Origin of the sequence: Butyrivibrio sp. M55 (genome assembly GCF_900116865.1) — a bacterium.
Lineage (GTDB): Bacteria > Bacillota > Clostridia > Lachnospirales > Lachnospiraceae > Butyrivibrio.
Genome location: NZ_FPCD01000002.1, coordinates 248929 through 261905 on the forward strand (window position 1 = coordinate 248929; position 12977 = coordinate 261905).

The following is a 12977-nucleotide window of genomic DNA, read 5'->3' on the forward strand; positions in this document are numbered from 1 at the left end:
AGAGTATGGTATACCGCATGAAGGAGGGGCTGTGGCCGAGTTAATATACGCTAATGTAATAGTAGACATATCGCATGAGAAGGTTGACAGGCCCTTTCAGTACCGCATTCCGGACAGGCTTATTGGCAAGGTAGATGTCGGAAGTCCGGTGAACATTCCTTTCGGGCGAGGCAACAATGTCAGGAAAGGCTATGTTGTCGAACTTACCGACGAGCCTCAGTGGGAAGTGGACAGGATAAAAGAAATCATTGATATAGCCGGAGATACCGTTTCGGCTGAAGACCTTTCAATGAAGCTTGCGGCCTGGATGAAAAGACATTACGGTTCAACCATGAATGCAGCTCTCCGTACGGTTATTCCTTCGGGAAAAAAGCAGAACAGGCAGGTTCACAAATATGTTTCGCTTAGAATATCCCAGCGTGATGCGACCGAGTATTACTACGAATGTGTAAGGAAGAAGCAGACGGCAAGGGAGAGAATCATAAGGGAACTTCTCGATAATCCCGAAGACAGGATCCCTTATGAACTTGTGACAAGTAAGCTGAATGTCACTTCTGCAACATTAAAGAGTCTTTCGGATAAAGGAATCATCAGGATAGACAGTGAAGAATACTATAGAAATCCTGTTGCCGCAGAAACCACAAGGTATGGGAAAAAGACTCTAAGCGACGAACAGCAGAACATTGTTGACAGTGTTATAAGAGATTACGATGAGGGTAAACGAAAGACATACCTGATTCACGGCATAACCGGAAGCGGAAAGACTGAAGTTTATATAGCGCTCATAGATGAGATTGTAAAAAAGGGAAAACAGGCGATAGTCCTTATTCCTGAGATAGCACTTACATATCAGACACTTATGCGCTTTTACAGGCATTTTGGAGACAGGGTATCTGTGGTAAATTCCTCTATGTCTCCGGGGGAAAAATTCGATCAGATGGAGAGAGCAAGAACAGGGGATATAGATATAATAATAGGTCCCAGATCGGCTCTTTTTACCCCGTTCCCCAATACGGGAATCATCATAATCGACGAGGAGCATGAGACTACCTATAAGAGTGAGACGATGCCCAAATATCATGCAAGAGAGACCGCGATAGAGCTTGCAAGGCTCGTTCCGGACGGCGCCTGTGTGGTGCTCGGAAGTGCAACACCTTCTCTTGAAGCATATTACAAAGCAAAAAGTGGAGAGAACAAGCTTTTTGAACTAACTAAGAGACTTACGGGAGGAACGCTTCCTACCGTTGAGATAGCGGATCTTAGGGAAGAACTCAGAAAAGGTAATAGATCTATTTTTTCCCTGAGATTGCAGGAACTTCTGGATGACAGAATTAAAAAGGGTGAGCAGGCGATGCTCTTTATCAACAGGCGAGGGCTTGCGGGATTTGTTTCCTGCAGGTCTTGTGGTCATGTGTTTAAATGTCCTCACTGCGATGTGTCTTTGTCGGAGCACAGGGGAGGCAGGCTTGTCTGCCATTACTGCGGATATGAGGAGCCTGTAAAGAAGATATGTCCCAAGTGCGGATCAAAGTTCGTGTCTTCGTTTAGGGCAGGAACACAGCAGATTGAGGACGAGGTCAAAAAGTTCTGGCCTGATGCCAGAGTTCTTCGAATGGACGCGGATACAACGAGGACAAAAGGAAGTTATGAGAAGATTTTGTCCGCATTCGCAAATAAGGAAGCGGATGTTCTCGTGGGAACGCAGATGATAGTCAAAGGACACGATTTTCCCAATGTTACGCTTGTAGGTGTGCTTGCCGCGGATATGTCGCTCTATGCTTCGGATTACAGAGCAAGTGAGAGGACTTTCCAGCTTCTTACGCAGGCCGCAGGAAGAGCAGGAAGAGGAGACAGGGCAGGAAACGTAGTTATTCAGAGCTATCAGCCCGACCACTACAGCATTCAGACGGCGGCAAAGCAGGATTACGATGCCTTCTATGCTGAAGAAATCGCATATAGGGACATCTTGAGATATCCTCCAATCTCTCATATGATGTCAGTTCAGATCCAGAGTAGGGATGAAGAAGAGGGAATGGCATTTTCAAACAGGCTACGAGCTCTTATGGAGCAACAGCATATTCAAAATGCTGTATTTATCGGGCCGGCGCTTGCTACGATCGGCAGGATCAACGATGTGTACAGAATTGCTGTGTACGTTAAGCTTGATGACTATGACGGCCTGATTCTCCTAAAAGATGTACTTGAGAAATACATAAAAGACCTGCAGGATTCCGGCAGGCTTAAGACTATATCGGTTCAGTTTGATTTTGATCCGGTAAATGGGTTCTGATCGGTGCTATTGCAGTATATAAAATGATTTGATAATAGCGTGGGAGCGTTTTATAATAAGCAAGAATGTAATATATTGATGTTTTAAAAGCAGTAGAATTAAAGGAGACCGAAATGGCACTTAGAACTATAAGAGAATACGGCGACAATGTACTTGAGAGCCGTTGCAAAGAAGTAAAAGAGATCACGCCCAGGATAAAAGAACTTGTGCAGGACATGATCGACACCATGTATGAGGCAAACGGTGTCGGACTTGCTGCTCCGCAGGTTGGAATACTTAAAAGAGTATTTGTTATAGATGTATCTCCTGAGGGTGATTCACCGATAGTATTTATCAATCCTGAGATACTTGAGACAAGCGGAGAGCAGACCGGATATGAAGGATGTCTTTCACTTCCCGGAAAATCAGGAATCGTAACAAGACCTAATTATGTAAAAGCTAAAGCAATCAATCTTGAAGGCGAAGAGTTTATTATAGAAGGCGAAGAGCTCATGGCCAGAGCGATTCTTCACGAAAACGATCACCTTGACGGACATATGTATGTTGAAAAAGTTGAGGGCGAGCTTGTAGATAACGAAGATCTCATGGCTGAAAATGAGGATGCGTAAATATGAAAATAATTTTTATGGGTACGCCTGATTTTGCGGCGAGCGCTTTGGAAAAAATAGCAGAAGCGGGGCATGAGATAACTCTGGTTGTTACACAGCCCGATAAGCCAAAGGGCAGAAGCGGCGAACTTCAGGTTTCGGATGTTAAGGCATGTGCTCTGAAACATGGTTTTCCTGTGTTTCAGCCTGAAAGAATAAAGCTTCCCGAGAATGTTGATTATTTAAAAAACTACGAGGCTGACATATACGTTGTTGCGGCGTTTGGACAGATTCTTTCTCAGGAAATCCTTGATATTCCGAAGTTTGGATGTGTAAATATCCATGCGTCACTTCTTCCGAAGTACAGGGGCGCGGCGCCTATTCAGCAGGCAATTATCGACGGAGAGAAGACAACCGGCGTTACGATAATGCAGATGGCAGCAGGTATGGATACCGGAGATATACTTCTTCAGAGAGAAATACCTATAGATGACAATGAGACAGGCGGCGGTCTGTTTGATAAGTTGTCAGAGCTTGGTGCAGAGCTTATTGTAGAGGCACTTCCCAAGATAGAGCGAGGCGAGCTTACACCTGTTCCGCAGGATGAAGAGCTTGCGACGAAGTGTGGGAAACTCTCCAAGAACATGGGAAAAATAGATTTTAATAAGAGCGCGGTGGATATAAGGAATCTTGTAAGAGGCCTTAATCCCTGGCCCAGTGCATTTACCCGTCTTGACGGTAAGATGCTTAAGATTTGGGTGGCCGATGCTGTTGATGATAAGAATGCAAAAGAAATTGCGGGAAATGCGGAAGTTTTGAAGAACGCTGCAGCCGGATCGGTTTCTTTTGTTACTAAAGATACCATTGGCGTGGCAACCGGAAAAGGAACTTTGGTTTTAAAAGAAGTTCAGCTTGAAGGCAAAAAGAGAATGCTTGTGAAAGATTTTTTACTTGGAAACAAGGTAGAAATCGGAACTAAGCTTGGATAATTACACATGCGGATAGTACGCTGATGTGATAAATCATGAATTAAGTAATATACCGGAATCGGAGGTGAATTATATGGGTTACGGTTATGGAAGCAGAGTGATGTATGGATACGGATTTGATCCGATGTATATTCTTGTGATAATAATGGGTATTTTGTGCATTGTCGCAAGCCACAGGGTTTCATCTGTTTATAAAAAATATGAGAGAATTCGCAGTATGTCTAACATGACAGGTGCACAGGTTGCGGCTGAGATCCTTAGAAGAAACGGGATCACAGATGTTATGATCCAGCACGTTAGCGGTAATCTCACGGATCATTATGATCCAAAGGCAAAAGTTATCCGTCTTTCGGATGCGACATACAATTCGAGCAGTGTTGCGGCGATAGGAGTTGCGGCGCATGAGTGCGGTCATGTTTGTCAGCATTATTACGGCTATGTACCTCTTAAGATAAGGACGGCAATAGTTCCTGCTGCCAATATCGGTTCAAAAGCAGGAATTCCGCTTATTTTCCTTGGTATGCTGGTAAGTCTTTCACCGCTTATTACTTTGGGAATTTGGATTTTCTCACTGGCGGTTTTGTTCCAGCTTGTAACACTTCCGGTAGAGTTTGATGCTTCTCACAGAGCGCTTGTAATGCTTGAAGAGTACGGAATTCTCGGCTACGAGGAAGTTAAGGATTCAAGAAAAGTTCTTTCGGCTGCTGCAATGACATATGTTGCAAGTGCAGCGGCAGCAGTAGTACAGCTTCTTAGACTTGTTCTCTTGAACGGCAGAAGGAGAAATTGAAAATAGTTCAAATGTTTGAGAGTGTTATCTTAGTGCGAGATAGCACTCTTTTTTGAATAGAAAATTTGAAAGATGATTTAAAAGTTGCAATTCATCACGTTACCCTGCTAAAATATATTTTGTGTTGTTGTTGAAGAAATATAAAACAGGAGCGGTGAAGACGTCATGAAACGACTTAATTCGAACCACCTGAAGTTACTTGCGATAATCGCAATGACCGTAGATCATGCAACAGATCTTTTTTATCCTTCATTTCCGGCGTTACCGATGCCGTTTATTCTTCACGTTATAGGCAGGCTCACGGCGCCTATCATGTGGTTCTTTGTGGCGGAAGGATACCATTATACTCATAATTTAAAGAACTATATGTCGCGACTTGGTATATTTGCGCTTGTTTCGCATTTTGCATATTGTTTCGCGTTCGGAATGAGTTATGTTCCGTTCAAAACGGGAATCTTCAATCAGACAAGTGTCATGTATCCGCTGTTTATCGCGGTTGTTGTTCTGTGGCTGCAGGATAACGATGCTATGAACAAAACAATCAAACATATTTTTATATTTGTTTTGATATGGTCTGCATTTCCTGCGGATTGGAGCTGTATCGCGGTTCTTTCAATTATCGGGATTTACAGAAACAGAGGCAATTTAAAGAAGCAGACCGCAGCTATGATGGCGTGGGTGCTTCTGTATGCTGTTGTTTCATTCCTTTTTGTCAGCAAGATTCATGGAATACTGGAATTATTTGTTATAATCGTTTATCCCGTTATGAAGTGTTACAACGGAGAGCGAGGGAAGGTGCGATGGCTTAAGTGGTTTTTCTACATTTACTATCCGGCGCATCTGATAATTATCGGAATTATTCGTATGTTAATGTATGGAGATGTTTGCATTTTGCAGTTCTAGATATTAGCAAGAAAAGAGGAGACAGTCATGGGAAATATAATTCTTGAAGCAAAATCAATAAGCAAAAAGTTCGATGAAAGAAATGTACTTAATGAGGTGAGCCTTTCAATCGAAAAAGGCCATTTTATCGCAATATTGGGACATAGCGGATCGGGAAAATCGACGCTTCTTAATGTACTTTCAACAATACTTACTCCGACAAAGGGTGAAGTTCTATACAACGGAAAAAGCATTACGCGCTATTCAAAAGGAGAAATCGCAAATCTCAGAAGAGACAAGATAGGCTTTGTTTTCCAGCACTATATGCTTCTTCCGAATCTTACTGTCAGGGAGAATATTTTCCTTGGAGCGGAGAAAAGAAATAGTTATGAAAAAGACAAGACGGATATGAAGGATCTCGAGGAGCTGTGCGCACTTCTTGGAATAGATAAGTATCTTGACGAGTATCCTTTTAAGCTTTCGGGAGGCGAGCAGCAAAGAGTTTGCATTGCAAGAGCTGTCGCAAAAAATCCTGAGATCTTGTTCTGCGATGAGGCAACGGGAGCGCTTGATAAGGACAACAGTATCAATATCGTTAAGCTCCTTCATGAGATAAAAAAGAAATTCGGAACCACGATATTTTTTACCACACATAACAGAGAAATCGCAAAAACAGCCGACAGGGTGCTTGTGCTCGAAGACGGAAATATCATAAACGATTATATGAACGACGAGATCATTGAGCCTGACGCAATGGCATGGGGGATTTGAGTACAATGAAATTACTTTACAAGCATATTAAAAAAGATTTTCTTGCCAAAAAGACAATGATGGCAATTCTGTCTTTGTTTTTGATAGGTACATCCTTTCTGCATTATTTTGTTCATTTTTCTGCTGATAAAAATTTAAAGATATACAGAAAGCTTGATCAAGCGGCTCTTGCCGAGAACGAGCTCAAGTTTATTAACGCGCTGGAGATCAATGAAACTCTGATTCGCAATATGACAACGGCGATGCTCACAGTTTTTCTTTTGATATTATTTCTTTTTTTGACAAATACCATAAAGAAAAATCAGGCAAAAATGGGACTTTTGCAGTCACTTGGATATACAACTTTGAGCATAGCACTACAGACTTCTACTTTATTTTCTGTAGTATCTTGGATTACGGCTTTGATAGGGATTATTACCGGCTATTTTGGTTCAAGCATACTTATGTCCGCATATAAGCAGACATACATGGTAGATTCTATTTCAAAGGGGATAAGCTTTTCGTCATTCATTTATCCATTTGCTTGGGGAGCGTATATATATATCGTGACAGTTATAGCATATATGCTATCGGCCAACAAGGAAGTTGCGCTACTTATGAAAAAAGCTGACAGCTCAGCCGCAAAGCCCGGATTTGTTGAGAAGGTCATCGGCTTTTTCAAGCTGAAAGGCGGATATAAGTACAAGCTTACTTTGAAGAATATAAGTGAGTTGTTGCTTCTTATCACTGCGATTGTTACGTTTGGAATCATGTTTGTTCTGAGTGTTTCCCTGCTTCTTAGCAGCAGAGAGATTATGGGATCGCAGCGCGAAGGAAGAGAATACAGCTACATTACTGAGTATGATGAGATGAAAACAATCGAGTCCGAAGCGACAGAGGTTACTTCATCAGATAACACTGACAATTTGGCATATTACCTCAAACTCAACGCGGAAATAAATCATAACGGCGAAAAGATATCCTACAACATTATAGGTATCGACAGCGATAACGGGCTCTTTAGCCTGTATGATAAAAAGCATAATAAAATCGATATTTCAAACGAACAGGGAGTTGTACTTAATCCCGAGCTTGCTGAGAACTACGGAATCAAGGTCGGCGATAAATTAAACATTGAGATAGACGGAAGGGCAGTAGAGCTCGAAACAACGAGTATTGCGAGAAACGCCGGAATAAAAAGCATGTACGTTTCAAAAGAAAAACTTGCTGCGTTAATGGATGTTGATAATGCAGTATATAACGGCACTTTGTCAAAAGCTTCATTGGATGAGGGCGCAAGTACTCTTTATGAAGACAAGATGGAGGCGCTTTCAAGAGATCAGACTTCCAATAAAGCTAGCGCGATAATAAATCAGAGCATCGGCGTGGCGACCGGATGCCTTCTCATTTTCCTTGCGATATTTATAGGACTGTCAGGAAACACAGAGAGCATCCTGATTTTTGACCTGCTTGGATATGACAATAAGAAGATAAACAGTATACTTCTTGATCCGTACCTTATCGTATCGAATATAATCTTTTTCCTATCGATTCCGATATGCATATATGCGGCGAGAAAAATACAGATAAATACGTCCTTTGCAACCGGTGATTATATGCCGTTTCAAGTTTCAGGTTTTACGATTGTCTATATGTTTGTTATATTAAACATAATCTGTTTCCTTGTAAGAGCAGTTTTTACAAGAAAGATAAAGAAGATAATCGAAGGAGAAAAGCAAGCGGAGTACTTGTCTGAGTGGTGATTACCTATGCAGGTTTATGTAATAAATGCATTAAATGAATTAAGCGATGAAGAATTTGAGAACTCGCTGTCTAAGGTCGAGCCTGAGCATAAAGACAGGATAATGAGATTTCATTTCATTGAGGACAAAAAGAGAGCTCTCGCAGGGATTCTTTTATCTGAATATGCGATAGGCGAGGCGTTTGGCATTCAGAAGGACGAGATAAGGTTTGAAAAAAATAAGTACGGAAAGCCACACGTGATAGGAAAGAGCGGTGTTCATTTTAATATCTCACATTCCGGTAACTATGTTGTATGCGCGGTAGGCAGCAGTCCTGTAGGAATCGATGTTCAGGAACACAAGAGCGGCGGACTTGATATAGCGGACAGATTCTTTTCTAAGGAAGAAAAAGATGCGCTTAAAAGAGCTTCGGATTCGAATGATGAAAAACAAAAACTCTTCTACGACATGTGGAGCCTTAAAGAGTCTTACATAAAGTGCATCGGCATGGGGCTGTCCAAGCCTCTTGATGAGTTTGGAATCGTAAAAAAAGACGGAGAGTACAAGCTGTGTGAAAATGGTGAAGAATCCGGTGAGTATCATTTTATGAGATATGAATTTGCCGGGGATTACAGCCTATGCGTTTGCTCAAAAGAGACCGGGATTCCGGATGAATATACGGTAGTATCTTACGAAGAAATTGCAGGTTATAGTAAGCTGCATTGAATACGAAAAAAGAACAAAGTGCGTATTTTGTTATAGATAAAACAAGATACGCACTTTTTAAATAAACAATTATGAGCCCAATCACTATCTGTCGATTTTTTCTTTTATTTTGCTGTCTCCGGAACGTGACAAGGGAGAACGTTGAAAATTAGCTACAACATATTGATTGAGGATTTTTTTTGTCAATTCCAGGATGTCGCCGTTATATGTAAAAAATGAGTAAGTATATATTGATGAAATGCCATGTACCAATGACCACATCGATAGAATACATTCATTTATTTCATTTGTTACTCCATGATCTAAAAGAAACTTTGTTGCAATGTCCATAAAGAAGGTGAATGGCATAAAATTGCTTTCAATGCTACCATCATCTTTCATTTTTATTTTTTCTTGTATTGCGAATTCATGAAAAAAAAGACTTAAATAATTAGGGCGATTTATGAAAAATTCGACATATCCTTCCCCTAGTAAAACAAGCAGATTGTTATCATCTTTATGAGCTGAGTATATTGAGCGAAGATGTTCTGTGAATTCTTCAGAGATTTCATTTATAATAGCTTCAATCAGCTCATCTTTATCCTTGAAATGATTTTTTGGTGCTGCGTAACTAACATTACATTCGGCAGCAAGTTTTCTAAGAGAAAAATCGTGTATACCGTTTTGGAGTATCAGTTCTTTGCCGCGCTCAATCAGATCGTTCTTTAGATTTCCGTGGTGGTATGAATCTGGCATATGAAAACCTTTGATCTATTCTGATCACTTTTTCCTTTCTTTGTTTTCTATTCAAAGGAATACTCACCTATTCCGGCGCCCAGCTCAAAGCTGTATTTGAGAATTCCTTTGTCAATTTTACAGTATTTTTTGTTACTGCTGCATTCCAGTACAATCTTATTTTTGTTTCCCTTGACAAAAAAAGCTTGTTTATTCATTGCAGTAGGTGCTTGTAAGCAGGCGCTTACACCGTTTTTGAACCATTCGGGAGTATTGCCTGTGTAGCTACTTACTTCTGACATGGTTTTGGATTTATGAGGAGTACCATTGTTCATCCCATATCCAAAAACAATTATACCAACAATATGTTTATTGGGGTATTTTTCGGAGATGTATTTCTTGTTATATGTATCAGAGATCCACCATGTGTTAAGCCCCAAAGATTGCGCATAAAGCATGAATTTCATGCCATAATAACCCACTTTTTCTTCAAGATTGTCGCTATCGCCTGTCAGTACAACATAGTTACATGCGTTTTTTGATGCAAAATGTTTGAAGAAAAAGCCCATACACATTGAATCATTTATGTTGATAGAAAAATTCAAATCTGATTCGGAATTGATTTCTGATATAAATGAATTCAATTTTTCCAGTGTTTTTTCAGATATTTTTTGTGACTTATATTTGGTTACTTTGTGACGATTATACAGTGCTTCTTGTAATTCTGTTTGGTTTATCATAAATTTTCCTCCTAAAAAAAGATATTGACAGTGACAACATAGCGAGTATACTATAGCAATATTGACACTGTCAACATAATCATTTTTGGAGGAAGAAAAGCAATGGAACAGTTTAAACCAATAGCCGTAATAGGCTATGGCTGTGTCTTCCCAGGAGGGGGAAAGGACGCAGATGCATTTTGGGGAAATGTATTAAGCGGTGCTAACGGAATAGAAGATGTTAGCAAAAAGTATTGGAAAGAGGATCTATACTTCAACGAGGATAAGCATGTTGAAGACAAGACGTATTGCAAGAAAGGGGGAGTTGTTTCAGATTATGAGTTTCCAATGGATAATGCATTGGAACTTGGTTTTTTAAAAGATGATCTTACAGGGTTAAATAAAACACAGAAGATGACTCTGGATACAATTATTCAAGCAATACGCCAATCGGGGCTGGAGTTAAAAGATTTATCTGATGCTAATTTTTTTGTCGGAAACATGCTGGGGGATGCTGATGTTCCTGACAATATGTTGAAGAACAGAGTGAAAGAAATTGAAAAGTATATAGAAGCTTCCGATGAGTACAAAAACCTGGAAATTGAAAAGAAAAAGCAACTCCTTGAATTGTTTGAAGAAAAGTTTTCAGGACGATTTGAAGAAGCAGATAATGAAAACCTTATACCTTCATCGCTTTTGTACAGATTGAAAAATCTGCTAAAGATAAATGGACATGGTTGTATCGTAGACGGTGCATGTTCAGGAAGTGGACTGGTTATTGATGAGGCTATAAAGAGCATACAGTATGGCCCCGAAAAAATGTGCGTTACTTCTGCAGTTCTTGGAAACATGGTTGTTACGGGAAATATCGGATTTGCCAAGATTGGAGGCTTATCCGAGACATCATCATTCCCGTTGGATGAAAGAGCGGGCGGACTTATCCCCGGAGAGGGAGCCGGGACAATTATCCTTAAAGATCTTAAATGTGCCATTGAGGATGGAAATAGGATATTAGGAGTTATCAGAGGAACCGGAGTTGCAAGCGACGGAAAAGGACAATCTATATATGCTCCAAGTTCACGAGGCCAGCTTAAGGCGATGAAGAAATCAATCGCTGTTTCAGGTCTTAAAGGCGAAGATGTTGATTATATTGAGACGCATGCTACCGGAACAAAGGTGGGGGATAAGGTTGAGATAGAAACGATAAAGCAGTTCTTTAAGAGTGAAGGAGACAGTAATCGTAAGGTGCCGATAGGCTCTGTGAAATCACAGATTGGACATGCGTTTTCTGCTGCCGGCATGGCGAACATGGTTAAAATTCTTGAAGCAATGAAACATGAGATCATACCTCCTACACACAATTACAACAGACCACCTCAGGAAGTCGATTTGGGGAATTTATATGTAAATACCAAACAGCAATATTGGAAACGTAGAAATGATCATACTCCAAGAAGAGCGATGTTAAATGCATTTGGCTTTGGGGGAATAAATGCCAATGTATTTCTCGAGGAATATATTCCGGATTATCATAAAAATCTAGTTAAAGAGCAGAAAGAAGCACTTCATGACGGTGAATATGCAATAGTCGGAATCGGATGTTTGGATCATAAAGGAAACAACTATAAGGAGTGGAAAGATAAGATTACTCAAAAAGCAGATTATTCCAAGACAAGCATAAGCAAGTTTTATCCTGAGGAAGCAAAAGGATTATATGAAGATATGAAAGGCTATCTTATATCTGATTTTAAATTCCCATTTATGAAGTACAAGGTACCACCCAAGATTCTTGATGAGATAGATATAAGTCAGCAATATGCTCTTGTTGCAGCCGGAGAGGCTATTGAGGATTATGGGAAAGATAAGATTGATGGAGATAAGACCGGAGTATATGTAGGAACTATGATGGGATTATCTTCGGCATTGAAAACCGATCTGAGAGTAAGGCATGTTGAATATCTTGATGCACTTGATGATTGTGAAAAAGATATGGGAGTATCTTTGCAAGATATCAAAAAAACAATAACAGAGAAGATACATTCATATCTGATCAAGGTTAAGGAGGATACACTTCCCGGATATATGGACAATATCATAGCGGGACGTATATCGAATTTCTATGATTTTTCAGGTAGCAATGCTGTTTATGACAAGGATATTGCATCTTTTGAAGCGGCACTTTATCAAGGGCTTGCTTCGCTTAATAAGAAAGAAAACAATCTTATCATAGTAGGCGGAGTCCATGGAAATATGTTACCTGAGACATTTGCAAACCTTGAAAAGATGGGATGCGCAGGTTCTATTCCGGCAGAGGGTGCAGCGTTCTTTGCCATAAAGAGAGTAGAAGATATTGCTCCTGATGACAATATATATGCAAAGATATCCGGAATTAAGCATTCTGTAAATGCACAGAAATGTGATTTTACAAATAAACCATTTTATTTTGGAGCAGATGGTGCATTTAAGCTTCTTGATAAGGTATCCAATATAAGAACGGATAGTAAGCCTGAAGTGATTGAATCCACGAATATGTTTGGAGAAACATATTCATATCCGCTATGTGGTAGAGATGAGCATTTTGCAGCAGAGGAAAAAAAGACTATCGAAATTGGAAATATATCTTATTATGCTGCGGATACGAAGCAGGAACTTTTAAACAATATGATCGATCATAAAGAATTTAGTACAAACAGGTCAAGATTCAAACTGGTTATTACGTATAACTCTTTAGAAGAGTTAGAAAATAAGAAAAAACTATTGATCAAAAGTATCGGGGGAGGAATTTGAT

General features: G+C 40.1%; 11 protein-coding genes. 9 read left to right on the top strand and 2 right to left on the bottom strand.

Annotated elements, in window-relative coordinates; translation table 11 throughout:
- Positions 1-31 precede the first annotated feature (31 nt).
- From priA to BM398_RS03560, 8 genes are all read left to right on the top strand, one after another.
- Positions 32-2290, top strand: coding sequence for a replication restart helicase PriA (priA, locus tag BM398_RS03525; RefSeq protein ID WP_175531821.1), 2259 nt, complete (start codon positions 32-34; stop codon positions 2288-2290).
- 113 nt (positions 2291-2403) lie between these two features.
- A complete protein-coding gene (def, locus tag BM398_RS03530; RefSeq protein WP_092336436.1) occupies positions 2404-2898 on the top strand; it encodes a peptide deformylase in 495 nt (164 codons plus the stop codon).
- Between the two features lie 2 nt (positions 2899-2900).
- On the top strand, positions 2901-3866 hold the full coding sequence (gene fmt, locus BM398_RS03535; protein ID WP_092336437.1) for a methionyl-tRNA formyltransferase: 966 nt from the start codon (positions 2901-2903) through the stop codon (positions 3864-3866).
- Positions 3867-3939: 73 nt separating this feature from the next.
- Positions 3940-4656 (top strand): zinc metallopeptidase, encoded by a 717-nt coding sequence (locus BM398_RS03540; RefSeq protein ID WP_242949752.1) that lies wholly within the window; start codon positions 3940-3942, stop codon positions 4654-4656.
- Between the two features lie 165 nt (positions 4657-4821).
- Entirely contained in the window at positions 4822-5559 is a 738-nt protein-coding gene (locus BM398_RS03545; protein WP_092336438.1) for a TraX family protein, read from the top strand.
- A 27-nt stretch (positions 5560-5586) separates the two neighbouring features.
- Positions 5587-6309 carry an ABC transporter ATP-binding protein gene (locus BM398_RS03550; protein ID WP_092336439.1) on the top strand — a complete coding sequence of 241 codons (723 nt, stop codon included), beginning with the start codon at positions 5587-5589 and terminating at the stop codon, positions 6307-6309.
- Positions 6310-6314: 5 nt separating this feature from the next.
- Positions 6315-8051: an FtsX-like permease family protein gene (locus BM398_RS03555; RefSeq protein WP_175531822.1), complete on the top strand. Its 1737-nt coding sequence runs from the start codon at positions 6315-6317 to the stop codon at positions 8049-8051.
- A gap of 6 nt (positions 8052-8057) precedes the next feature.
- On the top strand, positions 8058-8756 hold the full coding sequence (locus tag BM398_RS03560; RefSeq protein WP_092336441.1) for a 4'-phosphopantetheinyl transferase family protein: 699 nt from the start codon (positions 8058-8060) through the stop codon (positions 8754-8756).
- An 84-nt stretch (positions 8757-8840) separates the two neighbouring features.
- Here BM398_RS03560 and BM398_RS03565 read toward each other — a convergent pair whose 3' ends face one another.
- Both BM398_RS03565 and BM398_RS03570 read right to left on the bottom strand, forming a co-directional pair.
- Complete coding sequence (locus BM398_RS03565) at positions 8841-9491, bottom strand: TetR/AcrR family transcriptional regulator (RefSeq protein WP_092336442.1); 651 nt, start codon at positions 9489-9491, stop codon at positions 8841-8843.
- Between the two features lie 47 nt (positions 9492-9538).
- Positions 9539-10210: a nitroreductase family protein gene (locus BM398_RS03570; protein WP_092336443.1), complete on the bottom strand. Its 672-nt coding sequence runs from the start codon at positions 10208-10210 to the stop codon at positions 9539-9541.
- 102 nt (positions 10211-10312) lie between these two features.
- Between BM398_RS03570 and BM398_RS03575 the strand changes: the two genes are divergently transcribed.
- A complete protein-coding gene (locus BM398_RS03575; protein WP_092336444.1) occupies positions 10313-12976 on the top strand; it encodes a beta-ketoacyl synthase N-terminal-like domain-containing protein in 2664 nt (887 codons plus the stop codon).
- The last annotated feature ends 1 nt before the right edge of the window (position 12977 follow it).

What these genes read in the sequence shown, in the direction of transcription:
- def (WP_092336436.1), top strand. Translation starts at nt 2,404, where the DNA reads ATGGCACTTAGAACTATAAGAGAATACGGCGACAATGTACTTGAGAGC.
- fmt (WP_092336437.1), top strand. Translation starts at nt 2,901, where the DNA reads ATGAAAATAATTTTTATGGGTACGCCTGATTTTGCGGCGAGCGCTTTG.
- BM398_RS03540 (WP_242949752.1), top strand. Translation starts at nt 3,940, where the DNA reads ATGGGTTACGGTTATGGAAGCAGAGTGATGTATGGATACGGATTTGAT.
- BM398_RS03545 (WP_092336438.1), top strand. Translation starts at nt 4,822, where the DNA reads ATGAAACGACTTAATTCGAACCACCTGAAGTTACTTGCGATAATCGCA.
- BM398_RS03550 (WP_092336439.1), top strand. Translation starts at nt 5,587, where the DNA reads ATGGGAAATATAATTCTTGAAGCAAAATCAATAAGCAAAAAGTTCGAT.
- BM398_RS03555 (WP_175531822.1), top strand. Translation starts at nt 6,315, where the DNA reads ATGAAATTACTTTACAAGCATATTAAAAAAGATTTTCTTGCCAAAAAG.
- BM398_RS03560 (WP_092336441.1), top strand. Translation starts at nt 8,058, where the DNA reads ATGCAGGTTTATGTAATAAATGCATTAAATGAATTAAGCGATGAAGAA.
- BM398_RS03565 (WP_092336442.1), bottom strand. Translation starts at nt 9,491, where the DNA reads ATGCCAGATTCATACCACCACGGAAATCTAAAGAACGATCTGATTGAG.
- BM398_RS03570 (WP_092336443.1), bottom strand. Translation starts at nt 10,210, where the DNA reads ATGATAAACCAAACAGAATTACAAGAAGCACTGTATAATCGTCACAAA.
- BM398_RS03575 (WP_092336444.1), top strand. Translation starts at nt 10,313, where the DNA reads ATGGAACAGTTTAAACCAATAGCCGTAATAGGCTATGGCTGTGTCTTC.